A 25,935-nucleotide genomic window follows, 5' to 3' on the forward strand; every position below is an offset into this window, starting at 1 on the left:
GTTCTCGCGAATTATGGGCAACCTTAGGCGCTTCCGGCAACCTTAGAGCTGTGGACGCGCAGGGCCAACGACATTTCCGTGAAGGGCACACGGAACCGAGCCAGCGGTAGAGTCTGAGCATGGCAGATAGTGAGAAATCCACCAGCGGGTCCGTTCAGGGGTGGGTACAGTGGCGTGACAACCCTGGAGAGAGGCCAACATTCCGCTACGGTACGTTGACCTGGCGAGACTCGGTTATCGAGTCGTTTGCTGAGCAGTCGGTTGCGGCGTCATCCTCGATGGTGGAGCAGCGCGCCACAGCCGACTCTGATTCGCAGCTCTTTATCGTGCCCGGCTTCGTTGATCTGCATTCTCACCTGGCGATCGCCCAGGGTCCGCAGTCGTCCGACGTGATCAGAGCACACGCGTGGGAGGAGATCAGAGCCGGCGTGCTAGCCGTCCGGGAGCCAGGTTCACCAGTGAAGGTCAGCCCCGGCGAGCTGCCGTTTGGACGGCCAATCGTCATTTCGGCAGGTCGGCACATCGCTCTGGAGAAGCGCTATAACCGGGGGCTCGCCATCGAGCTTCCCGCGGATCCCACGGAGGGAGAAGTACCCGTCCGGACAAGTCTTCTTGCAGACGAGGTTCAACGTCAAGCGTCCGCCTCTGACGGCTGGGTGAAACTGGTGGGGGATTGGATTGACCGCTCAGAGGGGGCGTCCTCGGACCTTAAACCACTGTGGAGCCGCGAAGAGCTGCTGGCCGCAATCGATGCCGCTCATGAGGTGGGGGCCAAAGTTGCCGTTCACACTTTCGGACGAGACATAATCGACGACCTGCTTGATGCCGGAGTGGACTCGATTGAGCACGGCACCGGGATGTCGGCAACGCAGATGCGACGCGCAGCCAGGCTGGGAGTTGTTGTGGTGCCAACTCTCATCCAGGTCTTCAAGTTCCCTGAGTTTGCGTCCTCGGCAACTCGCTACCCCAGGTATGCGGAGACCATGACCGATCTTTACGACGGGCGTGAGAAGTGGTTTGCCGATCTGCTATCTTCGGGCGTGATGATCCTTCCGGGCTCCGACGCTGGCGGCTACCAGGTGCACGGTGCCTTGATTGATGAGCTGGAGCAGTGGGTTGTGTGGGGGATGGAGCCCGAGGACGTACTGGCCAGCGCGACATGGAAAGCTCGCGACTTCCTGGGGCTGGACTGTTTGCAGGTTGGCGCCCCCGCGGATGCAGTTGTCTTCGCTGAAGATCCGCGCAGCTCCCCCCAGGTCTGGCGCCACCCGCAAGCGGTGGTCACAAATGGTCGTAGAGTGGTTCCCGCAACAAACCGTCTGCATTAGCAGAGCGTTAGGCAGGAGCCGGAATGCAAGACCACACACCCACAAAGAAGGACTGGCTAGCGCTCGCAGTGCTGGCCGTTGGGCTCGGGCTGATCGTTCTCGACGGGACCATCGTTGGGGTGGCATTACCCATCATTATTGAAGACCTTGGCATGGATCTCACCGACGCTCAGTGGGTGAATAGCCTCTACGCGGTGATGTTGGCGGCGCTCTTGCTGTCAACGGGCAGTCTGGCAGACAGGTGGGGACGCAAGCGGGTCTTCCTGCTGGGGATCGTCATTTTTGTTGCAGGGAGTCTCTTGGCTGCGGGCGCTGGAAGTGCGGGCGCTCTGATTGGGTCGCGCGCGGTCCAGGCGATTGGTGCCGCCCTGATCATGCCTTCGACGCTTTCCACCGTCAATGCGACATTCAGGGGGACGTACAGGGCGGCTGCCTTTGGCGTTTGGGGGGCGGTGATTTCTGGGGCGGCAGCACTTGGGCCGCTAGCCGGTGGGGCCCTGACCCAGTGGGCTTCATGGAACTGGATTTTCCTGGTCAACCTTCCCATTGGCGTCCTCGTCATCATCGCCACACTTCTTGTTGTCCCCGAAACACGCGGTAAGCCGGGTGGGCGTGGAGTCGACGTCGACGGCGCCCTGCTTAGTGCCATTGGGTTTGGCGCCCTCGTCTTTGCCATCATCGAGGGTCCCGATTTGGGATGGTGGACCCCGCAGGCTGAACTGCACCTATTCGGGTGGACGTGGGGGACGTCCATGGCCGTCTCACCCGTGCCAGTTGCGTTCTTGATTGCTGCGATCGCGCTGACCCTGTTTGTGTTCTGGGAAAGGCACCGCAAGCGGGTGGCGCGGGCGGCCCTTCTTGATCTCAGTCTCTTCAGACTTCCGACCTTCTCGTGGGGCAACGTTACGGCAGCGACGGTTGCTGCGGGAGAGTTTGCCCTGGTATTTGTTTTGCCGCTCTACCTGGTTAATGCCCTGGGCCTGGATGTGATGGGCGCGGGACTTGTTTTTGCTGCGATGGCAGTGGGGGCATTCATGTCAGGTGCGGCCGCTCGCCATGTTGCGGCACGTTTTGGGTCACCCGGTACCGTTCTGATCGGTTTGGTCTTGGAGTTGTCTGGCGTACTGGTGTTGGCATTGGTACTTCGCGACAACACGCCAGCGTGGCTGGTGGCACTTCCACTGGTGGCTTACGGGCTTGGGCTTGGTTTGGCTTCGGCTCAACTTACCGGAACTGTGCTACGCGATGTGCCGGTGGAGATTTCTGGTCAGGGTTCGGCGACGCAGAGCACAGTGAGACAGTTGGGATCGGCCCTCGGCACGGCTATCTCTGGGGCATCCCTCTCGATTGCAATGGCCGTTACCGTGCCTGCCGCTCTCGATGCGGTCGGTGTTGGCGGAGCCATGGCAGACCAGTTGGCCGACGGGGTTCGGCAGTCGGCTGGTACGACGATCTCAATGCTTCGCGCACAGGGGGACCACAGCGACCTCGGCTCTGCCACAGGCACGGTAGTTGAGGCGCTGTCGCACGGGTTTGCCCAGGCGACTTCGTGGTCGCTGGTGGTTGCAGCGTTTTTCCTAGCTCTGGGTCTGCTTGGCGCGTTCCGCCTCTGGAAGGCTACTAGCGCTAGTGGCGCGGCCGCAGTCCGAGGATAGGTTGCGAATGTCGCTAGTGGGTGGGGTGCTAGTCCTCTAGCAGATTGCCCGCTTCGGCTAGAGATGCGTCTGCTTCGGCATCGAGTTCACGCAGCACTCGTTCTGCCGTAGTGGCTTGAAGAGTGCTCACTGACGCGACAACTCCGGGGCGCAGACCGTCGGGAAGGTCCGTGCCCATGGGGAGATTGAGGACGCTACCCCCGGCGACGCGCACCATGTGGATGCCGGCTGCCACGTCCCACGGCTTGAGGGCGGTCGCCATTGAGACCCCGATCCACCCAGCTGCGACCATGGCGAGGTCGACTGCTCCTGCGCCTGGCCTGCGAACAGTGGAGTAGGCGTTCATGAGGGTTGTCTCATGGACTAGGGACAAATCCGGGTTGGCATTGAGGTCATGCACGCCCGGATAGTAGGTAGCCAACAGCGCTTCGGTCTCTGTTGTGGGCCCCCTGCTGGTCAGTAGTTTCCTGGCCCCGTCCCTCTCGTCCTCATGCCAGAAGTGCCGGTCATCGGCAACGAAGATTTCGTAGTTGAAGGGAACAGAGATCGCGCCCGCCACCACTTCTCCGTCTAGCTCCACACCTATGGAAGTTCCAAAGTAGGTGAGGCCGGAAGCAAAGTTCGCGGTTCCATCGATTGGGTCGACAATCCAGCGAACCCGATTGCTAAGAGGTGCGATGACTTCAATCACCTGCTCGGAGAGCGCGACGGCTGGAGCTTGAACGTACTCGGAAATATCCCCAACAAGTTCAGGGTCTAGTTCTTCACCCATCTCTTCACCAAGTACGGTGGAACCGGGCGCGAACTTTGCGAGGAACCAGCGGATGATCGCTTCGGTGCGCTGGTCGTGCACGGTGACGGGGTCGTGAATGTCCTGTTTCAAGCCAACTTCCGGCGCAGAGCGGGCCACGCTCCTCAAGTAGGGGGCAACCAGGGTGGTGGCGGTTGCTGCCAGTTCAGCAAGCGCAGTGGGAATTGACAGGGGAGAAACTGAGTTTTCAGACATGGGTCTAGTCTCTCGCACATCTTGTCGGAGCGTCGGTGAGCAACTCCACGTCACTAAATTGGGGCGGGGATGCGGATTCGCCTTGGGAATGTGCTCCGTAGGTGGCAGAATGTGTGACTGTACTCGGCTCCGTGCCCCCTCTCTGCACGTGAATCGCGTTCTATGGGCGATACGCCGTTGGCCCCACCAATGGAAGTGGAGCCCACCGTAATAACAAGGAGAAACCACTCAAGTGGCTGTACGTATTCGTTTGAAGCGCCTCGGCGCAATCCACGACCCCAAGTATCGCGTTGTTGTTGTCGACTCGCGGAAAAAGCGCGATGGTCGCGTGATCGAGGAAATCGGTTTTTACGATCCGATCCCTAACCCCTCGATTATCAAGATCGATTCTGAGCGTGCCGTCTACTGGCTCGGTGTTGGCGCGCAGCCTTCCGAGTCAGCACGTCGTCTGCTCAGCCTGAATGGCGACCTTGCTCGCGCATCAGGTAAAGAGAACGTTGTCAGCCGCATCAAGGTTGCTGACGTTGATAAGGCCGCTGAAGTGCAGGAAGCCATTACTGCGGCGGAAGATAAGGCGCGCAAGTCGAAGGCGAAGCAGGCTGAATCAAAGGCTGCCGCAAAGGCTGAAGCCGAGGTTGAGGCCGCAAATGCTAAGACTGAAGAAGCTGAAGAGGCTGCTGCAGAATGAGCTCGCTTGCCGATGCCCTAGAACATTTGGTGTCAGGAATTGTTGATCACCCGGAAGATGTTCGGGTCGACAGCAAAAACCAGCGCCGTGGCGAACTCTTGGAAGTCCGGGTTCACCCGGATGACTTGGGGCGAGTCATCGGTCGGAACGGACGCACAGCGCGTTCGCTTCGAAAGGTGGTTTCTGCGCTCAAGGGTAAGGATTTCGTTCGTGTCGATGTCGTAGAGACTGACCGCCGATAATCTTTTGCGGGAAAACTCGTGACTAATGGGTCTGGCCAGGGGCCGGGCCCATTAGTCTTTAATCAGAACAGCCAGACGCGAAGTCTTTTTCCAGAACCGACCGGCACGCAGGCCACGGATCCCGTATCTACCTGGATCCCGCATCTAACGGGTGTCGCGTCCGACAACAGGGAGCACCATGACGAAATCACCTTCTTCAGACCTACTTCTAGCCGGCATTGTTGGCGCAGCCCGGGGCTTGCGGGGTGAAGTTAGTGTGGATGTGCGTACGGACCGGGCGCAAAGCGTCTTCGATGAGGGCGCTACATTAACTACCTCGTCACCTGCGCACCCAGAGCTGGTTGTCGTCCGCGCGCGTGAGCACAGCGGCCGCCTCTTCGTGCAGTTCGAGGACGTCACCACCCGCGAAGACGCAGAGGCTCTGCGCGGTGTCGAGCTCCTCGTGGAGCCAGAATCTGAAGATGATGCCTGGTATGCAGCGGAGCTTGAAGGGCTCAAGGTCGAAGACGCTGATGGAAACATACTTGGCGTCGTGTCGGGCCTTGTTGCAGCTCCGGCTCATGATCTGCTCATCGTTCGAGCAGGGCAGGTGGACGTGATGGTCCCCTTCGTTGAAGAGATCGTTCCAACCATCTCGGTTGAGGAAGGTCGAGTTGTGGTTAACGCACCATCGGGCTTGTTCCCAGATGCAGATCAAGTAGCACCTCAAGACTGAGGGGCGCGACAACATGCGTTTTGACGTCATCTCCACATTTTCAGAGTTCTTCTCCGTCTTGGATCTTTCCCTAGTGGGAAAGGCGCGCGACGCGGGCGTCCTCGACATCGAGGTCCACAATCTGCGGAACTGGGCAACTGGCAAACACCTGTCGGTTGATGATTCTCCCAGCGGTGGCGGTGCGGGCATGGTGATGCGCGCCGACGTGTGGGGTCACGCCATTGACGATGTCATTTCCGAGGGTGCCGTCCTCGCGATCCCGACGCCAAGCGGTGCGCCCCTGACACAGCGCGACTTGGAGAGGCTCTCTACCGCCAAGCAGATTGTCATTGCGTGTGGGCGGTACGAGGGCATCGATGCGCGTGTTGCCGAGCACTACCGCACCTCGAGCGTGGAAGTTTTCGAGTACTCGCTTGGGGACTATGTCCTCAACGGTGGGGAAGTTGCCGCAATCGCCCTCGTCGAAGGTGTGTCGCGTCTGGTCGAGGGTGTAGTCGGGAACCCGGAGTCACTGGCCGAAGAGTCGCACTCTGCCGAAGGTTTGCTGGAGTATCCGGTCTATACGCTTCCTCGTAGTTGGCGCGGTCTTGAGATCCCCGCAGTGCTGTTCAGTGGAGACCACAGTCGGATACGGCGGTGGCGGCGTGACCAGGCGCTTAGCAGAACCGCTGCTCGCCGCCCGGACATGATTGAAAAGCTGCTGGGGAGGGGCAGCGAACTGGATAGAGATGACAGTGAGGTTCTGACTGCGAGAGGGATCGACATCTCCGGTGGTGGAGGTGGGTTCACCTTCGAGGTCGCTACGCCTGGCGATATTGCAGAGGTTGCTGACCTGGCTGCAAGGACCTTCCCCCTCGCGTGCCCACCCGGGACGACCCAGAGTGAGATTGATGATCACGTCGCCACCCACCTCAGTGTCGACGCTCTTCTCGCAGCGGTCGAGGACGGGGCGCGAATCACAATTGCACGCTCACTGAAAGACGGCACCATCGCAGCGTATGCACTGATCGAAGAGCGCACTGCACCGGATCTGCCCGGGGCGTCGGAGCGGACCTGCTACCTGTCGAAGATTTATTCGGACCCGAACGTGCATGGCACCGGTGTTGCCGGCGCTCTCCTTGACTTCGCGCTTACAGATGCCATGGCATTGTGGGGCGTTAGCAGTGTCGCCCTTGGTACCAATCGCGCGAACAAGCGTGCCATCAGGTTCTACCGTAACCACGGTTTTAAGAAAGTTGGTCGACGGACCTTTGATGTGGGTGGACGGAGTCACTCTGATTTTGTGTACGTGCGTGATCTCACCCAGTTCCCGCCCCGATAGCGCACAATATTCTTGGAGTGGCGCCGCGAGTTGTGGCAGACTGGTGCACCGAGAATGTTGGTGAGACCTGCCGCGGGGGGCCACCATGAGGCTTCTCAGACCAACCTTACGGACTTCGGTCCGGTTATGTGTTGCCACGACCTGCGGCGAAGGTAACGAGGAGCAGAAATGCAGAAGTTAGATTTCCTTGACGCAGACTCAATGCGTGAAAGCATCCCCACGTTTCGTCCCGGTGACAACGTAAAGGTTCACGTGAAGGTTATTGAAGGTAGCCGTTCCCGTATCCAGATCTTCCAGGGCATCGTCATCGCCCGCAAGGGTCACGGGGTTACGGAGACTTTCACCGTCCGCAAGATTTCCTTTGGCGTAGGTGTGGAACGCACCTTCCCTCTTCATTCCCCAACGATTGAAGAGATCGAAGTTGTCTCCCGTGGTGACGTCCGCCGCGCAAAGCTTTACTACTTGCGTGACCGTGTTGGTAAGTCAGCGCGGATCAAGGAAAAGCGTATCAACGTAACGAAATAGACATTGAGTTACCACGAACGTGGTACTTCATCGATGGCCCAGTCACCGCGAGCGGTAGACTGGGCCATCATGCATCCAGAGTTACCAGAGACGGACCCTCCGTCCCCACAAGGTGGCGGCACAGACGGTCGTCTGGATTCCAACTCGCCGCCCGCAATGCCCCCGTCTTTTGCTGTGCCTCCAGGTCGTGAGCTCCGACCCACCGTAGAAAAACTGCCACCACACGGCACCCAGTTGCCATCACGCATGGGAAACCGCACCGTCCAAAGCCCGCGAGCAAGACGTGTTGGGCGTGCCCTGCTAGAGGTTGTTGCGGTTGTTGGGATTGCTGCGATACTCGCCCTCGGACTGAGGGCTTTCGTGGTGCAGGTTTACAAGATTCCTTCCGAATCGATGATGGACACCCTGAATGTCGGCTCCCGTATCGCTGTGAACAGTGTTCCTGGTTGGGGGAAACAGGTGGAACGCGGTGACATTGTTGTCTTTCGTGATTCAGAAGGCTGGTTGGATCCTGTCGATCAGACCACAAACTCCGTTTGGTCAACCGTTGCGGGATGGTTCGGCTTCGCTCCACAGGGTTCCGAGCAGATCGTCGTGAAACGTGTGATCGGTGTCGGCGGGGATACCGTCACCTGCTGTGACGACCTCGGGCGACTCTCCGTAAACGGAGTTGCCATTGACGAACCGTACTTGGCGGAGGGCGCAGTCCCATCGACAACACCCTTCTCCGTGGTGGTCCCGGAAGGCTCGTACTGGATGATGGGTGACAATCGGCAACGGTCAGCAGATTCCGAGTACCACCTTGAGAATGGTCAAAATCCGTTCATTCCGGAAGGCTCTGTGATCGGGAGGGCGCAGTGGGAGATTTGGCCCCTTTCTGACTGGTCATACCTGGGCAATCGGGATGTCTTCGCATCCGTCCCAGACCCACAAGACGTGTCATGAAGGTGATCCCCACTGGTGAAGTCGATCGCGCACTTCTGGATTCCTGGGGTTCGCTGGCAGGGGTGGACGAGGTCGGACGTGGCGCACTTGCCGGGCCGCTCGCGGTTGGGGTTGTGGTGGTTGACAGGGAATGCGGGCCAGCGCCCGAGGGCGTGGCGGACTCAAAAACCCTGCGCCCCAGTGTTCGTGAGGCACTGGTCGAACCAATAGGTTCATGGGCTCGTGCCAGTGCCATTGGCTGGGCCAGCCCAAGTGAAGTTAGTTCCGCGGGTGTCACCGCAGCGCTTCGCATGGCGTCGCTGAGGGCGTTCGCCCTCGTGCACAGGCAATTGCAATGCGGCGGGCACACTCCACTCGGTGCGGTCTTGTTGGATGGGAAGCACGACTACCTTTCGAACCCCACCCCCGCATTGTTTGGGGCTGATTCCACTGCTCTCCCGGACCCCTGGGAGACGGGTCCCACCGCGCTACCCGTGGCGACAATGGTCAAGGCTGACCTGCACAGCCAAGTGGTAGCGGCCGCATCGATTATTGCCAAAGTCGCTCGGGATCGCTACATGTGTGACGTGCGGGATCCCGGCTACGGGTGGGCATCGAACAAGGGATACGGGGCCAAGTCGCACCTGGAGGGACTGGCGAGCCTTGGCGTGTCATCTCAGCATCGACTGGGTTGGCGACTCCCCGGAGTGAACTAACCTGTAGCCAGGCCAGGATTCGATTTCGACTTTTTAGGCCGTGGGATCGGGAAGGAAAAAGAAGTGAACCGCGACGACATCGAGAACTATGAGAACGCCTCTGAGCTGGGGCTCTTCAAAGAGTACCGGGACGTCGTCGCGCTCTTTAACTACGTTGTCGAAACAGACCGTCGCTTCTATCTGTGCAACTCGGTTGAGTTACAGGCACGCCCGGTGGGTAACGATATTTTCTTTGAGCTCACGCTCACGGATGCGTGGGTTTGGGACATTTACCGTCCTTCCCGCTTCGTGAAATCGGTCCGGGTGGTCACGTTCAAGGACGTCAACATCGAGGAACTCACGAAGCCGGACCTGGATATTCCCTCTTAGTCCACAGAACACGGTTTGCGGCGTCTTCCACAGATAGTTCTTTGTGGGGATGCAGGTTGCTCGAGATGAGCAGATTCTGTGTCTGTGAACATAACTACAGACACCACTCAAAAAATCGGTCGCAATGGGGAAGCTGCTGCGGCACGCTTTCTTGAACAGCGCGGCTACGCCATTGTTGCGGCCAACTGGCGTAACGGTCGCGACGGGGAAATCGACCTCATCGCCACGATTGACGACCTCATCGTTTTCGTAGAGGTCAAGACCCGGCGGCGTATCGGTGCGCACGGCGCGCTCGAGGCAGTGTCGCCCCTAAAGCTGGCTCGCATGCAGCGGGTTGCCCTGGCGTGGCTCGCACATGCGGGTGAGCTTTCCGCGAGGTACCGTTTCGACGTCATAGGTGTGCACGTTGCCCCGGGCTTAGAGCCGGCTTTTGCATGGCTTCAGGATGTCGCCCAATGAACTCGACGACCCTGGCCCGCACATATGCCGTAGCGCTGCAGGGGCTGAACGGAAAGATCGTTGAGGTGCAGACCCATGTCGGCCCCGGGCTAGTGGGGACGACTCTGGTCGGGCTCCCAGATGCGTCTCTTAGAGAAGCAAAAGAGAGGGTTCGCGCAGCATTCTCCTCCTGCGCCATCCCCTCGCTTAGTAAGCGGGTAACGGTGAACCTTTCCCCAGCGGACCTTCCAAAGGCAGGCTCCGGTTTCGACCTCGCGATTGCAGTTTCCATGTTGATTGCGCGTGAGCAAATGGGCATCATCGCAGCGGCGGACACTGTTTTTGCTGCTGAACTGGGACTAGATGGCTCACTGCAGGCAGTACCCGGAGCTCTCCCAATCGCGTTGGCGGCAAGTGAAAACGGGTTCAAGAGGATAGTGGTGGCCCCAGCCATGGCGTCGGAAGCAGGCTTGGTTGAGGACGTACAAATCGTGGCGTGTGGTCATCTCCGGGACCTTCTGGCGATCTTCGGGAACAGTGGTCCGGAACTTGTCGATGCTCTTGAAGGGTGGGAACTGGTTGAACAGGAGGCTGAAGGTCGCATTCTCAGAAGTGGTGACGCACCGAGTGACCGTCCCTTAGGTGGAGGTGCTTCGCTCATCACCGCTGCCGGCGATGACGCGGACATCGTGGATGTTCGAGGACAGGCATTTGCGGTTGAAGCAATGGGGATTGCCGCCGTTGGTGGGCACCACTCAATCCTCTTGGGCCCGCCCGGTGTGGGGAAGACAATGTTGGCAACGCGACTCCGTGCGCTCCTCCCTGACTTGTCGACTCGCGACTCCGTTGAGGTGACGGCCCTCCGATCCCTAGCGGGTTCAGACGGGGCTGTTGATTCCCTGATTTCGAGGCCGCCCCTGGAGCAACCCCATCATTCAGCGACGTTGGCATCCCTGATTGGTGGGGGAAACCCGATTCGGCCGGGTTCTGTTTCCCTTGCACACGCCGGAGTTCTGGTGCTCGATGAAGCTCCCGAGTTCAGCGTCAGGGTCTTGGACTCCCTACGTCAGCCCCTGGAATCTGGAACAATCGCAGTGCACAGAGCCCGGCAGAGGGTTGTCTTTCCTGCGCGGTTTCAACTGGTGATGACAGCGAACCCGTGTCCCTGTGGCGGTGGGGTAAGAGCGGGTGAGGACCGCTGCCGGTGCACACACGCTCAAAGAGATCGCTACTGGGCAAGGATCTCCGGTCCACTGCTGGACAGGCTGGACATCCGCCTCCTCCTTGAACGGCCTGACCGAAATGCGCTGACAGGCGGTTCCACGGTGGATACCGCCAGCCTGCGGGAGAGGACTGTGGCGGCCAGAGCACGGTCGGAACGCAGGTGGCGAGGGCACCCGTGGCGGTTTAATGCCCAAGTTCCGGGACGCTATTTACGGGAGCGCACCGGGTTGGCCCGTGCGGATGCCCGGGCCCTCGAACAGGCAACGGAATCCGGTCACATCTCCCTCAGAGGAGTGGACCGCATTCTTCGCTTGGCCTGGTCTGTTGCTGACTGGGAGAACCACCAAGTACCACAATCCGATGATTTGGCGCGCGCATTTGAGTTGCGTGGCCAGGAAGAGAGAATCCGATGAACTTCGAAGATCCACGATCTGTGGCGGCTGGCTGGTCAAACATCGCCGAACCCGGAGATGTTTGGGCAGGAGCGTTACGCCAAGAACTTGGAGCCAGCGATGCCCTTCGCTGGGCGCACGACCCATTCAATCCGCTTCCTCACAGAGTGGAGGGGCCGGGAGGACAGAGCGGCAAAGGAGCCGCACCGGGATGGAGGGCAGCACATAAGCGCTGGCAACCGCGCTTCTACGATCTCGACGTTGAGAGGGATTTGGCGCAGTTACAGACACTTGGTGGCCGACTCGTCATCCCGGGCGATGACGAGTGGCCAGACCAGCTCGAGGATCTCGAGTTTCGCGTTCCGCCGGCCCTCTGGGTTTTGGGAAACGCACGACTGAGAGCCAAGGATGAACCGTCAGTAGCGGTTGTGGGCGCCCGTTCAGCTACTCAGTATGGGGTTCGGGTCTCCTCAGAAATGGCTTTTGACCTCGGGGAAGCGGGCATCACGGTGGTGTCGGGAGGTGCCTACGGAGTCGATGCCGCGGCACACAGGGGTGCATTGGACGCCTATGTTGAGAAAAGCAAGAAGAGCGAGACGCTCGGTGGTGTCTCTGAACGCGTACATCCCAGTACGGTTGCCATCGTCTGCGGGGGGCTTGCGAACCTTTATCCTCAGGGCAATGAGAATCTCTTCAGGCGGATCACGGCCGAAGGTGGTGCGATTGTCGCGGAAGTCCCGCCCCGCTTTCGACCTGCGAGGTGGAGGTTCCTGGAACGGAACCGGCTAATCGCGGCCTGGGCTGATGTGACGGTTGTTCCTGAAGCTGGGTTGCGGTCGGGGGCGCTGGCAACCGCAAATCGGGCCCTGGAGCTCGGACGCGATGTGGGCGCTGTTCCTGGGCCCATAACTTCGTTTGCTTCCGCTGGTCCGCACTCCCTCATTCAAGATGGTGCGGCCCTGGTGGAGTCTGCCCGCGACGTTATCGAACTGATGGTGGGTGTCGACAACCAACCGAGACAGAGAGATACGACCGGGCAACCACCGAGTCGTAACCCCCATGCGCCAAGCGTGATTGTTGAAGCGAAACTCAAGGGACTCGGACCTGTTGCCCGGCGAGTTTACGAGGCGCTCCCAGCGACCAGCTCCGCGACGACCAGCAGTGTGGTGCGTGCCGCCGGCCTTTCGAGCGAGGACGTTGGGGGAGCTCTACTGTCTCTTCGTCTGGCTGACCTTGTCTGCAGGGACGGGCAGAAGTGGGCGCGCGCAGCGTGACGGGCTACGCCCACGCAGTGCGGCTCCTCCACAAGGAGTAAGTACAGCTACCATCAAGATGTGAGTGACAACGGTGGTAGCGGGAGAGGCGACGTAACGGTTGGCGCCCTGCTGGATGACTGGCGCTCCCACCTCCTCCGCAGAGTGGGGAGGGGCCCGGCAACAGCCAAGGCGTATCTCAGCGATGCAGCGCTGCTCCTCGCCTACTGCGGGGTCACGTTTGACTCCCCGTCCACGGACCTAGCGGATGCTGTGACTGCGCGAAGAGTGAAGGGGTGGTTGGCTGCCAGGACGACCAGTGGCTTGGCCAAGTCCACCGTAGCGAGGAATGCTGCATCAGCCCGCAACCTGTGCGCCTACCTGGTAGCGGAAGGGTGGCTTGCGAACGATCCAGCGGCTGCGCTCGAGGTTGCGAAGCCGGATTCAAGACTACCGGCGGTGCTGAGCCAAGCAGGCGCTGTGCGGCTCGCGGAGCAGGCCCGGTCTGAAGCGCAGGTTTCCGGTGCGCCTCCCGAAGCTGCGCGGAACTGGGCTGCTGTGGAGCTTCTCTACTCTTCGGCCCTGCGTGTCGCAGAACTGTGCGGCCTCGATATCCCGGATGTGGACTTCGCATCCTCCACCGTCCGGGTGACGGGGAAAGGGAACAAGGTCAGGGTCGTGCCTTTCGGGGGTCCCGCTGCCACGGCGCTGAAGCAGTGGTTGAGCGTCCGCCGCGTTCTCGAGGGAGAGAGGACTCCGAGCGACGCCCTGTTCTTGGGCAGCCGCGGCGGGCGGTTGGATAGCCGTGTTCTACGAGGGGACCTTCACCGCCTGACTGCGAGGGCCGGAGTGAGGGATGTGGCGCCCCACGGTTTACGTCACTCATCTGCGACCCACCTCCTCGAGGAGGGCGCGGATCTGCGGTTTGTGCAAGAGTACCTGGGGCATTCGTCATTGCAGACGACTCAGCGCTACACCCACGTGGACGCCAAGAGGCTCCGAGATGTGTACAAGCGGGCGCACCCGCGCGCCTGAGTCCACCACAGCGGAGCACTCAAGTTCACATCTACCAGGGTTTGAGGACGGAGGGACCGACAAGCATGCGCAGGGGATTAACGTACTCGTCCGGTCCATAGCGTGCCCCCCAGTGCAGCGTGCCTGGACTGTGGCCCGGCTCAACCGTGGCAATAGGCTGGCCAGCAACGACAACGTCCCCGCGCCCCACAAGCGGAATCACGGGCTCATAGGTGGAGCGCAGCCCGCCCTCGTGCATGATTGAAACGGTCTGCCGTGACACAACCATGCCTGAGAAAACGACGATTCCATCTGCCGGTGCGGCAATCGTTAACCCTATGGGCGCGCCGAGATCCACGCCGCGGTGTCCGCTTAGCCAAGGCAGCGCCGGGGGGTCAAAGGCGCGGTTGACTGCAACGGGAGTAAGGGTTGGCCACTGCCATTTCGACCGGACCGCCGCTGGCCCGGAAGTGACGCTGGCGCCATCGCGTAAGTGCACCTCTGACGCTACGGCTATGGGCGGAGCGCTGAGCAGCGTGGCCAATACGATTACCATGGCCAAGGCGTAGTTGCGAAGGTTGTAACTTTGGTTCCGATAGTTTGTCATGGGTGGGTCTCCGTGTCTGAGCAGAGAACCAGTGTTGCAAACAGGCGTCAGGTACCGGGGCTCCACCCGGGCTACTTGGGGATATCACCGCATCGAAGGTTCTGGGGATGAACACGGGCCCAAGCTTCGCGCCGGTGGCGCAAAACGGGCTGCCAGTGGGGTAGGGCTCACACAAACGCTGTGAGGATCCACCTGCTTCATCATCTAGACTTGTCAAGCACCTGTTCGCAGGTGACTACGCGTGTCATTTTCCGTGGACGGCGCCGGTCTTACCGGCGTGACGCAGCGGGGCACGGGGGCGACGGTCCTAGAGGCGCTTCCGGTCATGGCACCAGGGTTTGCAATCCGTTCTTGGCAGCAACCGCATTTCGGTGCGGGATCACTTCAAGAATGGTGAGTGGACATAACCAAAAAACAAGGGCCCTGGGCCCGCAACTGTTGCCAGAGGCAACGAAAGGACGAACATGGCTGTTGTAACCATGCGTCAACTGCTCGAAAGTGGTGTGCACTTCGGTCACCAGACCCGTCGCTGGAACCCGAAGATGGAACCCTACATTCTTACCGAGCGTAACGGCATCTACATCATCGATCTTCAGCAGTCGCTGAAGGACATTGATTCCGCTTACGACTTCGTGAAGGAAACCGTCACCCGTGGCGGCTCAATCCTTTTCGTCGGCACCAAGAAGCAGGCGCAGGAGCCAGTCGCAGAGCAGGCTGCTCGCGTCGGCATGCCCTATGTCAACCACCGCTGGTTGGGCGGTATGCTCACTAACTTCCAGACCGTTTCCAAGCGTCTGTCCCGCCTCAAGGAGCTTGAGCAGGTTGACTTTGACGACGTCGCGTCCTCGGGCTTCACCAAGAAGGAACTGCTGATGCAGCGCCGCGAGCGTGACAAGCTGTCGCGCACCCTCGGTGGTATTCGCGACATGGCTAAGGTCCCCTCGGCTATCTGGGTTGTCGACACAGTCAAGGAACACCTGGCAGTTGCTGAGGCGCGCAAGCTCAACATTCCCGTCATCGCCATCCTGGACACCAACTCGGATCCGGACGAGGTCGATTACGGAATCCCCGGCAATGATGACGCCATCCGCGCTGTTGGTCTGTTGACCCGCGTTATTGCGGATGCCGTGGCTGAGGGACTCCTGGCCCGCTCAGCCCCTAAGAAGGATGATTCCGCTACCGCCGAGGCCGCTGAGCCGCTGGCAGAGTGGGAGCGTGAGCTTCTGGAGCAGTCAGCAACCAAGGATGCTGTTGCAGCCGAGGTCGATAGTGCAGCGCCAGTCGTAGCAGAGGCCGCAGCAAACGCCAGCAAGGACGGCGACGTCGAGGTAGCTGAGGTTGCTACCGAGGTCGAGGGCGAAGTTGCTGCTGAGGTAGCCGCCACCCCCGTTGACCAGGCCTAAGGCGCACCAAAGGACAAGGAGAAGCTAGAAATGGCTAACTACACACTTGCCGACGTCAAGGCACTGCGTGAGCAGACTGGCGCCGGAATGATGGATGTCAAGAACGCCCTCGTCGAAGCTGAGGGTAACTACGACGAGGCTCTGAAGATCATCCGCATGAAGGGACTCAAGTCGCTTTCGAAGCGTGAGGGTCGTGAGGCCTCTGCGGGTCTGGTTGTTGCTCAGGTTGCAGATGACTTTAAGACCGGCGTCATGGTTGAAGTGAACTCTGAGACCGACTTCGTTGCAAAGAATGAGAAGTTCATTGCGTTTGCTAACGAGGTTCTGGCAGCTGCTGCTGCGTCGGGTGCTGCAGATCTTGAGTCCCTGCTGGCTTCCCCAGCGGGCGAAGGAAAGGTCCAGGACCTGGTCGACGCCATGGGTGCTCAGGTTGGTGAGAAGATTTTGGTCAGCCGCATTGCTCGCGTTGAGGGCGACTATGTTGGCCTTTACCTGCACAAGACCAGCGAGGACCTGCCCGCTCAGATCGGCATTCTTGTCGCCACTGACGACAAGGGTGAGAAGGTTGCTCGTGACATTGCAATGCACATTGCAGTGTTCAAGCCTCGCTGGCTCGATAAGGACGCTATCCCTGCCGAGGTCGTTGAGGGCGAGCGTGAGACGCTCACCGCCATCACCCTCAATGAAGGCAAGCCAGAGCATATTGTTCCCAAGATTGTCGAAGGCCGTCTGTCTGCCTTCTACAAGGAGAACACGCTGCTCGCCCAGGATTACGCTAAGGATCCGTCAGTTACCGTTGGTAAGGTTCTGGACGCGGAGGGCGCATCGGTTTCGGAGTTCGTCCGTTTCCAGGTTGGCGCCTAGTCATCCAGCGACTGCCGCCTAGTTGGATCGCCAGGTAGAAACCTGGCGCCCTCGGTGGAAGTACGTAGCATATAGGGCCGGTCCCATCCCCCACGGGGGAGGGGCCGGCTTTTGCGTGCCGGGGCTGGGGCCGGGAGTGCGAACTCGGACGCCACGGCCAACATCAGGACTATCTGACGTACGCCCAGAGCTCCCCACCGTCGGCCTCGGCTTCTGGCTGGCCCGGTTCCACCAGAAGCACGTCACGGCCAGCCTTCTGCGCAAGGAAGGCCAGGACCGCCTCACTTTGGGAGGGGATCACGAAGATGTCAGCGTCTGTCCATTCCTCCACCACTGTGTCTTCCATGGCGCGGGAGATCTGATTGGCTAGCCCACGGGGACTACTTCCGACCACAAGTACGCTTCTCGGTCCCGGAACCCGCCGGTCCTCACTGCGTGAACTGACGGTCAGGGGCCCCTCTGACTCGCCGACGAGGGAAGGCACGTGTTGTTTGTCGGAGTTTGCAACGCCGAGCGGGGTGGCTGCTTCTACGGCATCCAGCTGCTCAGGGCGGTACTCACTGCGGTAAACGGCCGCGTGATAGGCGACCACCGCCCCCGCCGCCACTAGCGTCCCTAGGGCAAAGCGCCCAGTGAAGATGGTGGTGATACCAAGCGTTCCGAGGACGAGATCCTGGAAGAAGGTCACCGCCAGGCTCACCAAACTGACCACTGCGGCGATGGCTCCCAACCATAACCACAGCAAGAGGTAGATCCGCCGGGTTGCTTCGGGAGGTGTGGTGCGGTCGCCCGCCTGGGTCGAGTCGCTTGCCTGGATCGGGTTGGCCGCCTGCGCATGGTCGCCCAGCCGCACCTCGCTGGTGTCGAGGCTCGTGGCCCGGCGCCAGAAGACCCCCCAGATTGGCGCTCCCACCCCCATCGCAACAAGCCCCATCAGCAGCGTGTTGAGCGGGGACATGCCCACCCCCACAGATGGGCTCAGCGCCTCGATCGCGGCAAAAACCACCGTTGCGACGCCAAACGTGAGAGCACCCAACCCAAGTCCCGCCATGAGGTAGAGGTAGAGTCGCCGCGCGTTCGAAGACAGTGAAAACGTCGCCCCCAGGGTGGTGCGGAAGTACCACCAGACAAGACCGCCGGCGAGGGCGGCGCCCACCTGGCTACCCGCTGCAGCAAAGTGGTCAGTGGCAGAGGTGGTCCCTGTATTCCCGATGAACCAGACGAGGACGGACCACACCAGAGCCGAGATGGATCCGAGGAAGAGGACCAGCCCACCACCCACACCCAGCGGAAGTGTGAAGATCATCCACAGGGGTCCGCGCTCAAGTTTCTGCGCCCTCGATACCCAGTAGCGGACCCAAATCAGTACCCCCGCCAGGAGTGTCCCGACTCCACCGGCAATTGCGGTGGGTGTGCCATAAACAACTGCGCCAGTCCACAGGGTTGAGGCTGAGTCACCCACCGTGGTGATGAACCCACCAACCAGGTAGAGGACGGCGATGAGAGATCCGCTCAGCAAATGGGGCGTGTTTTGGGTGACTGTCAGTGTGCGCTCGGCGATCAACCAGTTCACCAGCCAGATCGCACCCCAAACGACCACTGTTGCGAGGGACCCGCCATCCGCCGCCACGTTGTTCCCAAGTACTCCTCCGAGCAGGAAGGTCAGTGTTGGGCTCACTGCGGAAGCAGCGACGAGCAGCGCTGTGAGTGCAGTAACCGTCAGGTAGACCGCGTAAAGAGAGGAACGCTGCTGGTCCGACTTGGTTCGTTGCAACCGGCTGGTCCACCACAGTGCAACCACCAGAAGCGGGGTGCCGATGACGACGAAGGCCAGTGCTTGCGCGAGGGCGGAGTCAGAGGTATCCCAAGAGTCTGCACTCGCGCCGAACACGCGCCCAAGCAGCTCTGTGGCGCCTATACCGACGATGACGTAGAGACCGTAGAGCAAGACATACTGGAAGAACTCCCGCACATCACTGGCACCGAGCGGCCTCTTCGCATGTGTGAATCGCCGTGCTACCAGGGCGACGAGGGCGACCAAGGCAGTTAAGAGAACTGCGGCTACTGCAACTCCTGCAATCATGGGTCCTCACTCACAGTTGTAGATCGGCCACGGTTCACCGGTGATCCGCCAGTCTCCCTCAACCTGACGCAACTCCAGTGTTTCGCGGTGTGACCAGGTTGAGAAACCGCCCTCGGTCTCCGTGATTTCGAGGACGACCTTTGCGTTACTGCCACTATCTGCCGACTGTGAACCAGCCTGAATCTCAGAATCGACGAGGGCGATTGAAGCTTGCGCAGGAGCGTAGTAGTCAAGGGGAGAGGAGCATCCCAGCGCTGGGTCCATGAGTTGCAGTGCCTGTTCGTCATCGCCTCGGATGAGAGATATGACGTAGAGCTGCGCGACTCCCTCGGGCGTCGCCTCATCGAAATCGCTGCGTTGGCGTTGCCCGCTGAGGAGCGCGGCAACCAGCGCGAGCACAACAACGGCCAGCCCCGTTATTGCCAACACTGTGTTCGGTCGCACCTTCATAAGCACAGTATGGCGCCCGGAGGCCAAAATGTCGCCTAAGCTTTCGCTCATATACCTATGAAGGGAGCCAGTGTGGCCCAAGATCGACGCAGAGTCCTGCTCAAACTCTCAGGTGAGGTATTTGGCGGGGGAAAAGTGGGGCTTGATCCGGAGGTAATTTCCGGGGTGGCAGCCCAGATTGCTAAGGCCGCTGCATCCGGTGTGGAAGTGGCAGTGGTCGTCGGGGGCGGTAATTTCTACCGCGGCGCAGAGCTGTCCGCCCACGGCCTTGATCGGGCTCGCGCCGATTACATGGGCATGCTCGGGACCGTCATGAACGCGCTTGCGCTTCAGGACTTTCTTGACAAGGCCGGTGCTGAAACCCGGGTCCAGACGGCGATCACCATGACCCAGGTGGCTGAGCCATACACGCCGCTTCGCGCGATTCGCCACATGGAGAAGGGTCGGGTCGTTGTGTTTGGTGCAGGATCTGGAATGCCCTTCTTTTCAACAGATACTGTTGCTGCGCAACGGGCTCTGGAAACTCACTGTGATGAACTGTTGGTGGCGAAGAATGGGGTGGACGGTGTTTACACCGCGGATCCAAAGATCGATCCCGATGCAGAACTACTTGACGCTCTAACGTACGAGGACGCGTTGCGCCTACAGTTACGCGTCGTCGACGCAGCCGCATTTGCGCTCTGCCAGGAGAACGGACTGAGTATGCGCGTTTTTGGCATGAATGCGCCAGGGAACATCACTGCGGCCCTAATGGGTGAGAGAATCGGGACATTGGTGACAACGTCGAACGACACGGCCGGAAAGTAGAGAAATGATTGACGACATTCTTTTGGACACAGAAGACCGAATGAGCAAGGCAGTAGAGGCAACTCTGAAGGAGTTTGGGAACATCCGCACCGGGCGTGCAAACCCGCAGATGTTCACCTCACTGATGGTTGACTACTATGGAGCACCGACGCCCCTGCAGCAGTTGGCCACAATCAATATCCCAGAGGCTCGGACAGTCCTCATCTCTCCCTTTGACCGCAATGCGGTCAATGAGATCATCCACGCGATCCGCGACTCGGACCTTGGGGTCAACCCGAATGATGATGGCAAGGTCATTCGCGTCGTCCTTCCGGCGCTCACTGAGGATCGCCGCAAAGAGTATGTGAAGCAGGCGAAGTCACGTGCGGAAGATGGTCGTATTGCGGTTCGTGGCATCCGCCGTAAGGCCAAGGACCAGATTGAAGCACTGAAGAAGGACGGCGACGTCGGCGAGGATGAGGCTGAGAGGGCAGAGAAGGCTCTTGAGGTGACAACCCGCGAATACGTGGACCAGGTCGACGCAGCTTTGGCCGCAAAGGAAGCTGAGCTCCTCACGATCTAACGCATCACTTGCAGTGACAGGGACGCAGACAAGAAGAGAGCAACCACGAGGCCATGAGCCAGAACAGTCAGTCAGTATTGGCGCGGATTTTTGCCCCCGGGCCAACTCCGGATAACACGCCGCTACCAGCAACCGGGCGTGCTGGACGGAACCTCCCAGCGGCAGTCGCCTCCGGTGTCACCCTGGTTGCGGCAGTCGCTCTGGCGTTGTTCTTCGCGAGGGATCTGTTCCTGATCCTTGTTGGTTGTCTGATGGTGGTGGCACTCTGGGAGATCGCTGGCGCACTAGCTCGTAAAGGTCTCCATGTCACCCTGATACCCGTGTATGTGGGTGGCTTGGGAATGTTTGTTGCCAGCGCGCTTGGGTCCCTGGACTGGGTCATGTACGCAATGTACTTGACCTTCCTGGTGTCAACTGCGTGGCGAATCCTATCCACGAACACTCCGGGGCGTCCAATCATGGATGTGATGGCAACGGCATTCACTATCGTGTACATCCCTTTCATGGCTTCATTTGTGGGTTTGATGTCACAGAGGTCGGACACCCCGTGGCCGCTGGTGTTTTTCATTGTGGTTGTGGTTTGTAACGATCTGGGCGGATGGATGGCCGGGGTGTTGTTTGGCAAGCACCCCATGGCGCCGAAGTTGTCGCCGAAGAAGTCCTGGGAAGGATTTGCGGGTTCGGTTCTACTGTGCGGTGTCGCCGGTGGGGCCGCTACGGCCGTCCTCGGTATTCCCTGGTGGTGGGCGCTGGTATTTGCAGCGGCCGGTGCCGTGCTCGGCACACTGGGCGACCTCACTGAATCACTGATCAAGCGCGACGTCGGGTTGAAAGATATGTCGACAATTGTGCCCGGACACGGTGGGATCATGGATCGCCTTGACTCGTTGCTGTTTGCAGCGCCCGCCTTCTACCTGATCTACTCTGTAGCGTTAGGTTGGTGACGACATGAGTGATCCAAGAAAAAGCAGACACAACCAGGGTCAAGGCGGGGCGCACGAGGGCGTCCGGGCTGCAAGACCAGGCAGGATTGGCGGGGTCTCCACCCCGGCCCGTCGCGAGGTGCGCCCGACGGACCAGCCGCCAGAAGGGGCGGCTCAACCGGATGCGCGCCCCGTGCTCAGTTTCGCAGCTAAGCGTCGGGGCAAAGCCCCGGCCCACCTCGCGGATTTTGATGTTGCAAAGCGCAAAGAGTGGGCTGAAAGTCTGGGAACCAAGGGGTTCCGCGCGGATCAGATGTCGCGGCAGTACTTCGTCCATAACCAGGCCGACCCAGCGAAGATGACTGACCTGCCTCCCGCCGTTCGTGAGGGCGCCGCGAAGGAAATGCTCCCCACGTTGGTGACGGAAGCCAGTCGGCAAATAGCGGATGCCGGTGAGACGATTAAGAACCTCTGGCGTCTCTATGACGGGGTTCTTGTTGAGAGTGTCCTCATGGCTTACCCCGACAGGGTGACGTTGTGTATTTCCTCCCAGGCAGGCTGCGGAATGGCGTGCCCATTTTGCGCTACCGGGCAGATGGGACTGACACGTAACCTCTCCACCGCTGAGATCATTGAGCAGGTTCGCCACGCTAGGCGCGAATGTACAGAGGGCGTTTTCCCGGACGGCCCCGATCACCTCTCCAACGTTGTTTTTATGGGCATGGGTGAACCTCTAGCCAATATCCGTGCGGTGACGGAAACTCTGCACCGGCTGATTGATCCTGCCCCTGACGGGTTCGGCATGTCAGCCCGTAACATCACGGTGTCGACGGTTGGGCTTGTCCCTGGAATCAAGAAGCTAACCACCTTGGGAATTCCGGTCACCCTGGCGATTTCTCTGCACGCCCCGGATGACGATCTACGCGATGAGTTGATCCCGATCAACTCCCGCTGGAAGGTTGGGGAGCTACTAGATGCAGCTCGGGCCTACTTCGTGAAGTCAGGTCGGCGCGTCTCGATTGAGTACGCACTCATCCAGGACATGAATGATCAACCATGGCGCGCACAAAGACTAGCCGACGAGCTCAACAGGCGCGGACACGGCTGGGCACACGTCAACCCCATCCCACTCAACCCAACCCCGGGAACAATCTGGACGGCCTCGACCAAGGCAGCTCAGAATGAGTTCGTGAAGATCTTGCGCGACAATGGTATTCGCACGACAATCCGCGACACCCGTGGTGCGGACATTGATGGGGCCTGTGGTCAACTTGCCACGAACTGGGCTAGTAAGAACGAAGAGAAAAAGGCACATGCCGCTAATGAGGAGGGCTGATGGGCGACCTATTTCCCGTGACTAAAGGAATGGCACGTGGCTACGACCAGAACCAGGTCGATATGTTCTTTGCACAGTCGCGTGAAGCATATGAAGGTGGGATGCCTGCTGAAACATTCTCATCAGAGCAGATCCGCACTGCAGCATTCGACCTGGTGCGTGGCGGATACACGGTGCCACAGGTTGATTCTGCGCTGAACCGCCTTGAGATGGCATTCATCCAGCGTGACCGCTCAGCATTCGTTGCGGAGCACGGAGAGAATGCTTGGTTCGACAAAGTTGCCGAGGACGCAACCACCCTTTACCCACGTCTCTTGCGCCCCGCGGGTGAGAGGTTCCGCCATCCTGAAGGTAACGCCCAGGGATACTCGGTCGTTGAGGTTGACGCGCTGCTGGACCGTCTCTCAGCATTCTTTGATGACCGTGACCAGATCACAGAACGGGATCTGCGCCTCGCCACCTTCAAGGTGACGCGTGGTGAAAAGGCGTACAACGAAGCACAGGTGGACGCATACCTGGGGCGCGCTATCCAGGTGCTCATGGCAGTGTCGTGAACGGCTCCACCCCCCAACTGGTGACAATCCTTGGTTCAACCGGGTCGATTGGAACCCAGGCTCTGGAGGTTGTCTCCAGTCATCCGGACAGCTTCAGCGTTGTTGGTTTGGCTGCCGCAGGGGGCAACCTCGCGCTCTTAGCACAGCAGATACGACGCTACCGCCCTCGCGTTGTGGCAGTCGCGCGGCCCCTTCTTGAAGCGGAACTCTCAGATCCTGCAGGTGCGGGCATGCAACTAGCTCGCGCCGTACGTGAGGTAGGAGCCGAGCTACTCATGGGTAGTGGAGCGACGGAGGAACTGGCAGGCCGCTACCCGGAAGCCACAGTCCTCAATGGTGTCAACGGCGGGATAGGTCTTGCCGCAACGTTGCGTGCACTGGAATGTGGCAGTCGACTTGCTCTTGCCAACAAGGAATCGTTGGTTGTCGGTGGCTCACTGGTCACCGCGGCAATGCAGTACCCGGGTCAGGTGATCCCGGTTGATTCAGAGCACTCCGCCCTCGCCCAGGGTCTTCTTGCCGGAGTCCACGAGAAGGGCATGGTGTCGCCCGTGGTGACGGGACGCAGTGAACTGCACTCGTTAGTGCTAACTGCCTCCGGTGGACCCTTCCGGGGGAAGAAGAGCTCTGAGCTGCGCGATGTGACAGCGCAGCAGGCCCTGGCGCACCCAACCTGGGCAATGGGCCCCGTGGTCACGGTCAACTCTTCAACCCTGATGAATAAGGGACTGGAACTCATCGAGGCGGCACTCCTCTTCGATGTTCCCCCAGCGCAGATCACCCCTGTCATCCACCCCCAGTCAATCGTCCATTCCATGGTGACATGGCAGGATGGCTCCACCATCGCCCAAGCTTCTTACCCCGACATGAAGCTGCCCATCGCCCTCGGCCTCGACTGGCATCACCATCGGCCAAGTATTGGGCGGCCGCTGCAGTGGGGTGAAGCGACCTCGTGGACGTTCGAGCCGGTTGACAACGAAACCTTTCCCGCCCTCGCCCTGGCTCGTCAGGCGCTAGAGGCATCCGCAACCCACACCTGCGTCCTCAACGCAGCGAACGAGGTCGGAGTGGCGGCATTCCTAGAAGGTCAGATCCCCTGGCACCGCATTGTTGAAACGGTTGCGGCAGTCCTGGGTGAGCATGAGGGAATCGACGATCCGACCCTCGGTGACGTCCTTGCGGTACAGGACTGGGCTTTCGCTCGCGCGGCACAGCTCCTCGGACTCCCGGGCAACCCTGGGCAGGAGCTTTAGGTCGTGTTCATCGTCGGTCTGGTCATCCTCATTGTCGGGCTGATGATCTCCGTTGCCCTGCACGAACTTGGGCACATGCTGCCCGCAAAGAAGTTTGGCGCCCTCGTCCCCGAATACTGGATTGGGTTTGGGCCAACTGTCTGGAAAACTAAGAAGGGTGACACCACGTACGGTCTCAAAGCCCTCCCGCTTGGTGGATACGTGCGGATCCTTGGAATGTACTTCCCGAATGGAAACGGGCGTAAGACCAAGGCTGACGGAAGTTTGACGCTTGCGGAAATGGCCCGGCAGCAGTCGGGCGCGGAACTTGATGACGCGGCCCGTCGCGGCCAGTCAGGGAAGCCGTTCTATAGGTTGTCGACCCCTCAGAAGCTGGTGGTTATGGCGGGGGGTCCTGTCATGAACCTGCTGATAGCAGTTGTTCTCATCGCGATTGTGGTTATGGGAATAGGCTTCAATGTGCCCTCGACAAACATTGCTGAAGTGCGCAATGCCGAGGACGGTACGGCGAGCCCGGCGGTCACCGCAGGTATTGAAGCGGGGGACCAGATTGTCCAGTGGGATGGCCGACCCGTTGAATCATGGGAAGGTCTCACGGAGGCGATCCAAGCGACTGACGGTCCGGTAGATGTGGTCGCGATTCGTGAGGGGAGCCCCGTAAACCTAGTGGTGGAACCGCAGTTGCGCGAGGACGGCACACGCTACGTAGGGATTGTCAGCGCGGTGGAACGTCAGCGTGGAACACCCGCTGATGTCGCTGAGAACGTGTGGATGCAGGTCAGTGCAACCGGGCGGGCCATCGTCGCGCTACCCGTGAGTCTGTTTGATCTGGTCCAGTCCCTCTTTACCGGTGAGGAAAGGGATTCTTCGGGGGTCATTTCAGTGGTTGGGGTAGCGAGGCTGGCCGGGGATATTGCGGGAGCACCCACGGCAGTAGATAGTGATTCCACGGCGGGGACTGGCATCCCCGGCGGTATGTCATTCCTTGATCGTGCAGCCCTGATGCTGTCCTTGCTGGCTGCACTAAACGTTGCACTCTTCGCCTTCAACCTCATCCCTCTGCCGCCACTTGACGGCGGCCACGTGGCCGGTGCGCTGTGGGGTGGGGCACGAAATGTTGGCGCAAAAGTGACTGGTAAACCACGCCCCGCACCCGCGGATACGGCACGAATGGTGCCGCTCGCGTACGGGGTTTTCGCAGTTCTCATGGTGATGACAGTGATCCTGGTTGTCGCCGATCTCGTGAAGCCAATTACGTTCGCGTAACCTGGCGGCAACTAGGT

27 protein-coding genes are annotated in these 25,935 nt (G+C 60.0%); 23 read left to right on the top strand and 4 right to left on the bottom strand.

What is annotated here, in order from left to right; all coding sequences use genetic code 11:
* The first annotated feature begins 119 nt into the window (after positions 1-119).
* Together H2O65_RS03345 and H2O65_RS03350 are read left to right on the top strand one after the other, a co-directional pair.
* Positions 120-1,328: an amidohydrolase family protein gene (locus tag H2O65_RS03345; RefSeq protein ID WP_182142186.1), complete on the top strand. Its 1,209-nt coding sequence runs from the start codon at positions 120-122 to the stop codon at positions 1,326-1,328.
* 23 nt (positions 1,329-1,351) lie between these two features.
* Positions 1,352-2,983, top strand: a complete 1,632-nt coding sequence (locus H2O65_RS03350; RefSeq protein WP_182142188.1) for an MFS transporter — start codon at positions 1,352-1,354, stop codon at positions 2,981-2,983.
* A gap of 28 nt (positions 2,984-3,011) precedes the next feature.
* Here the strand turns inward: H2O65_RS03350 and H2O65_RS03355 are convergent, their stop codons facing one another.
* Positions 3,012-3,989 (bottom strand): inositol monophosphatase, encoded by a 978-nt coding sequence (locus H2O65_RS03355; protein WP_182142190.1) that lies wholly within the window; start codon positions 3,987-3,989, stop codon positions 3,012-3,014.
* A 232-nt stretch (positions 3,990-4,221) separates the two neighbouring features.
* Between H2O65_RS03355 and rpsP the strand changes: the two genes are divergently transcribed.
* From rpsP to H2O65_RS03415, 12 genes are all read left to right on the top strand, one after another.
* Positions 4,222-4,677, top strand: a complete 456-nt coding sequence (gene rpsP / locus H2O65_RS03360; protein WP_182142192.1) for a 30S ribosomal protein S16 — start codon at positions 4,222-4,224, stop codon at positions 4,675-4,677.
* On the top strand, positions 4,674-4,919 hold the full coding sequence (locus tag H2O65_RS03365) for an RNA-binding protein (RefSeq protein ID WP_182142193.1): 246 nt from the start codon (positions 4,674-4,676) through the stop codon (positions 4,917-4,919). Before rpsP ends, H2O65_RS03365 begins: the two co-directional genes overlap by 4 nt.
* A 178-nt stretch (positions 4,920-5,097) precedes the next feature.
* Complete coding sequence (gene rimM / locus H2O65_RS03370) at positions 5,098-5,634, top strand: ribosome maturation factor RimM (protein WP_182142194.1); 537 nt, start codon at positions 5,098-5,100, stop codon at positions 5,632-5,634.
* 13 nt (positions 5,635-5,647) lie between these two features.
* Positions 5,648-6,955: a tRNA (guanosine(37)-N1)-methyltransferase TrmD gene (gene trmD / locus H2O65_RS03375; RefSeq protein ID WP_182142196.1), complete on the top strand. Its 1,308-nt coding sequence runs from the start codon at positions 5,648-5,650 to the stop codon at positions 6,953-6,955.
* Positions 6,956-7,123: 168 nt separating this feature from the next.
* The gene (gene rplS, locus H2O65_RS03380; protein WP_182142198.1) at positions 7,124-7,480 is read left to right on the top strand and encodes a 50S ribosomal protein L19; all 357 of its coding nucleotides are present in this window, start codon (positions 7,124-7,126) and stop codon (positions 7,478-7,480) included.
* A 69-nt stretch (positions 7,481-7,549) separates the two neighbouring features.
* Positions 7,550-8,425, top strand: a complete 876-nt coding sequence (lepB, locus tag H2O65_RS03385; protein WP_182142200.1) for a signal peptidase I — start codon at positions 7,550-7,552, stop codon at positions 8,423-8,425.
* Positions 8,422-9,120 (top strand): ribonuclease HII, encoded by a 699-nt coding sequence (locus tag H2O65_RS03390; RefSeq protein WP_182142202.1) that lies wholly within the window; start codon positions 8,422-8,424, stop codon positions 9,118-9,120. The genes lepB and H2O65_RS03390 overlap by 4 nt, the downstream gene beginning before the upstream one ends.
* A gap of 63 nt (positions 9,121-9,183) precedes the next feature.
* Positions 9,184-9,489 carry a DUF2469 domain-containing protein gene (locus H2O65_RS03395; protein ID WP_182142204.1) on the top strand — a complete coding sequence of 102 codons (306 nt, stop codon included), beginning with the start codon at positions 9,184-9,186 and terminating at the stop codon, positions 9,487-9,489.
* Positions 9,490-9,567: 78 nt separating this feature from the next.
* Positions 9,568-9,948 carry a YraN family protein gene (locus H2O65_RS03400; RefSeq protein WP_220458777.1) on the top strand — a complete coding sequence of 127 codons (381 nt, stop codon included), beginning with the start codon at positions 9,568-9,570 and terminating at the stop codon, positions 9,946-9,948.
* Positions 9,945-11,564 (top strand): YifB family Mg chelatase-like AAA ATPase, encoded by a 1,620-nt coding sequence (locus H2O65_RS03405; protein WP_182142206.1) that lies wholly within the window; start codon positions 9,945-9,947, stop codon positions 11,562-11,564. The genes H2O65_RS03400 and H2O65_RS03405 overlap by 4 nt, the downstream gene beginning before the upstream one ends.
* Entirely contained in the window at positions 11,561-12,817 is a 1,257-nt protein-coding gene (locus tag H2O65_RS03410) for a DNA-processing protein DprA (RefSeq protein WP_182142208.1), read from the top strand. The genes H2O65_RS03405 and H2O65_RS03410 overlap by 4 nt, the downstream gene beginning before the upstream one ends.
* Positions 12,818-12,877: 60 nt before the next feature.
* Positions 12,878-13,831 carry a tyrosine recombinase XerC gene (locus H2O65_RS03415; RefSeq protein WP_182142209.1) on the top strand — a complete coding sequence of 318 codons (954 nt, stop codon included), beginning with the start codon at positions 12,878-12,880 and terminating at the stop codon, positions 13,829-13,831.
* A 31-nt stretch (positions 13,832-13,862) separates the two neighbouring features.
* On the opposite strand, the gene H2O65_RS03420 is transcribed toward H2O65_RS03415, so the two are convergent.
* Positions 13,863-14,366 (bottom strand): M23 family metallopeptidase, encoded by a 504-nt coding sequence (locus H2O65_RS03420; RefSeq protein WP_182142211.1) that lies wholly within the window; start codon positions 14,364-14,366, stop codon positions 13,863-13,865.
* A 515-nt stretch (positions 14,367-14,881) separates the two neighbouring features.
* On the opposite strand from H2O65_RS03420, the gene rpsB reads away from it, so the two are divergent.
* Both rpsB and tsf read left to right on the top strand, forming a co-directional pair.
* The gene (gene rpsB / locus H2O65_RS03425; RefSeq protein ID WP_182142213.1) at positions 14,882-15,820 is read left to right on the top strand and encodes a 30S ribosomal protein S2; all 939 of its coding nucleotides are present in this window, start codon (positions 14,882-14,884) and stop codon (positions 15,818-15,820) included.
* Positions 15,821-15,850: 30 nt separating this feature from the next.
* Positions 15,851-16,684: a translation elongation factor Ts gene (gene tsf, locus H2O65_RS03430; protein ID WP_182142214.1), complete on the top strand. Its 834-nt coding sequence runs from the start codon at positions 15,851-15,853 to the stop codon at positions 16,682-16,684.
* Positions 16,685-16,853: 169 nt separating this feature from the next.
* Here tsf and H2O65_RS03435 read toward each other — a convergent pair whose 3' ends face one another.
* Both H2O65_RS03435 and H2O65_RS03440 read right to left on the bottom strand, forming a co-directional pair.
* Positions 16,854-18,767, bottom strand: a complete 1,914-nt coding sequence (locus H2O65_RS03435) for a DUF5671 domain-containing protein (protein WP_182142216.1) — start codon at positions 18,765-18,767, stop codon at positions 16,854-16,856.
* A gap of 6 nt (positions 18,768-18,773) precedes the next feature.
* A complete protein-coding gene (locus H2O65_RS03440; RefSeq protein ID WP_182142218.1) occupies positions 18,774-19,268 on the bottom strand; it encodes a hypothetical protein in 495 nt (164 codons plus the stop codon).
* Positions 19,269-19,274: 6 nt separating this feature from the next.
* On the opposite strand from H2O65_RS03440, the gene pyrH reads away from it, so the two are divergent.
* The 7 genes from pyrH to H2O65_RS03475 are packed head-to-tail and all read left to right on the top strand — an operon-like array spanning position 19,275 to position 25,918.
* On the top strand, positions 19,275-20,024 hold the full coding sequence (pyrH, locus tag H2O65_RS03445) for a UMP kinase (protein WP_220458778.1): 750 nt from the start codon (positions 19,275-19,277) through the stop codon (positions 20,022-20,024).
* Positions 20,025-20,028: 4 nt separating this feature from the next.
* Positions 20,029-20,586: a ribosome recycling factor gene (frr, locus tag H2O65_RS03450; RefSeq protein WP_182142222.1), complete on the top strand. Its 558-nt coding sequence runs from the start codon at positions 20,029-20,031 to the stop codon at positions 20,584-20,586.
* Between the two features lie 53 nt (positions 20,587-20,639).
* Positions 20,640-21,530: a phosphatidate cytidylyltransferase gene (locus H2O65_RS03455; protein ID WP_182142224.1), complete on the top strand. Its 891-nt coding sequence runs from the start codon at positions 20,640-20,642 to the stop codon at positions 21,528-21,530.
* Positions 21,531-21,534: 4 nt separating this feature from the next.
* Positions 21,535-22,845 (top strand): 23S rRNA (adenine(2503)-C(2))-methyltransferase RlmN, encoded by a 1,311-nt coding sequence (gene rlmN / locus H2O65_RS03460; protein WP_182142226.1) that lies wholly within the window; start codon positions 21,535-21,537, stop codon positions 22,843-22,845.
* The gene (locus tag H2O65_RS03465; protein WP_182142228.1) at positions 22,845-23,399 is read left to right on the top strand and encodes a cell division protein DivIVA; all 555 of its coding nucleotides are present in this window, start codon (positions 22,845-22,847) and stop codon (positions 23,397-23,399) included. The genes rlmN and H2O65_RS03465 overlap by 1 nt, the downstream gene beginning before the upstream one ends.
* Positions 23,396-24,652, top strand: a complete 1,257-nt coding sequence (dxr, locus tag H2O65_RS03470) for a 1-deoxy-D-xylulose-5-phosphate reductoisomerase (protein ID WP_182142229.1) — start codon at positions 23,396-23,398, stop codon at positions 24,650-24,652. The genes H2O65_RS03465 and dxr overlap by 4 nt, the downstream gene beginning before the upstream one ends.
* A 3-nt stretch (positions 24,653-24,655) precedes the next feature.
* Entirely contained in the window at positions 24,656-25,918 is a 1,263-nt protein-coding gene (locus tag H2O65_RS03475; RefSeq protein ID WP_259349572.1) for an RIP metalloprotease, read from the top strand.
* The last annotated feature ends 17 nt before the right edge of the window (positions 25,919-25,935 follow it).

It is taken from the genome of Schaalia sp. JY-X169 (assembly GCF_014069575.1).
Taxonomy (GTDB): Bacteria; Actinomycetota; Actinomycetes; order Actinomycetales; family Actinomycetaceae; genus Scrofimicrobium.

Coding starts and splice junctions, on each gene's coding strand:
- pyrH (WP_220458778.1), top strand. CDS start 19,275: ATGAAGGGAGCCAGTGTGGCCCAAGATCGACGCAGAGTCCTGCTCAAA.
- H2O65_RS03420 (WP_182142211.1), bottom strand. CDS start 14,366: ATGGTAATCGTATTGGCCACGCTGCTCAGCGCTCCGCCCATAGCCGTA.
- H2O65_RS03465 (WP_182142228.1), top strand. CDS start 22,845: ATGGGCGACCTATTTCCCGTGACTAAAGGAATGGCACGTGGCTACGAC.
- H2O65_RS03350 (WP_182142188.1), top strand. CDS start 1,352: ATGCAAGACCACACACCCACAAAGAAGGACTGGCTAGCGCTCGCAGTG.
- rimM (WP_182142194.1), top strand. CDS start 5,098: ATGACGAAATCACCTTCTTCAGACCTACTTCTAGCCGGCATTGTTGGC.
- rplS (WP_182142198.1), top strand. CDS start 7,124: ATGCAGAAGTTAGATTTCCTTGACGCAGACTCAATGCGTGAAAGCATC.
- rlmN (WP_182142226.1), top strand. CDS start 21,535: ATGAGTGATCCAAGAAAAAGCAGACACAACCAGGGTCAAGGCGGGGCG.
- H2O65_RS03405 (WP_182142206.1), top strand. CDS start 9,945: ATGAACTCGACGACCCTGGCCCGCACATATGCCGTAGCGCTGCAGGGG.
- H2O65_RS03410 (WP_182142208.1), top strand. CDS start 11,561: ATGAACTTCGAAGATCCACGATCTGTGGCGGCTGGCTGGTCAAACATC.
- trmD (WP_182142196.1), top strand. CDS start 5,648: ATGCGTTTTGACGTCATCTCCACATTTTCAGAGTTCTTCTCCGTCTTG.
- H2O65_RS03390 (WP_182142202.1), top strand. CDS start 8,422: ATGAAGGTGATCCCCACTGGTGAAGTCGATCGCGCACTTCTGGATTCC.
- H2O65_RS03345 (WP_182142186.1), top strand. CDS start 120: ATGGCAGATAGTGAGAAATCCACCAGCGGGTCCGTTCAGGGGTGGGTA.
- H2O65_RS03435 (WP_182142216.1), bottom strand. CDS start 18,767: ATGATTGCAGGAGTTGCAGTAGCCGCAGTTCTCTTAACTGCCTTGGTC.
- H2O65_RS03365 (WP_182142193.1), top strand. CDS start 4,674: ATGAGCTCGCTTGCCGATGCCCTAGAACATTTGGTGTCAGGAATTGTT.
- tsf (WP_182142214.1), top strand. CDS start 15,851: ATGGCTAACTACACACTTGCCGACGTCAAGGCACTGCGTGAGCAGACT.
- lepB (WP_182142200.1), top strand. CDS start 7,550: ATGCATCCAGAGTTACCAGAGACGGACCCTCCGTCCCCACAAGGTGGC.
- frr (WP_182142222.1), top strand. CDS start 20,029: ATGATTGACGACATTCTTTTGGACACAGAAGACCGAATGAGCAAGGCA.
- H2O65_RS03355 (WP_182142190.1), bottom strand. CDS start 3,989: ATGTCTGAAAACTCAGTTTCTCCCCTGTCAATTCCCACTGCGCTTGCT.
- H2O65_RS03455 (WP_182142224.1), top strand. CDS start 20,640: ATGAGCCAGAACAGTCAGTCAGTATTGGCGCGGATTTTTGCCCCCGGG.
- rpsB (WP_182142213.1), top strand. CDS start 14,882: ATGGCTGTTGTAACCATGCGTCAACTGCTCGAAAGTGGTGTGCACTTC.
- H2O65_RS03440 (WP_182142218.1), bottom strand. CDS start 19,268: ATGAGCGAAAGCTTAGGCGACATTTTGGCCTCCGGGCGCCATACTGTG.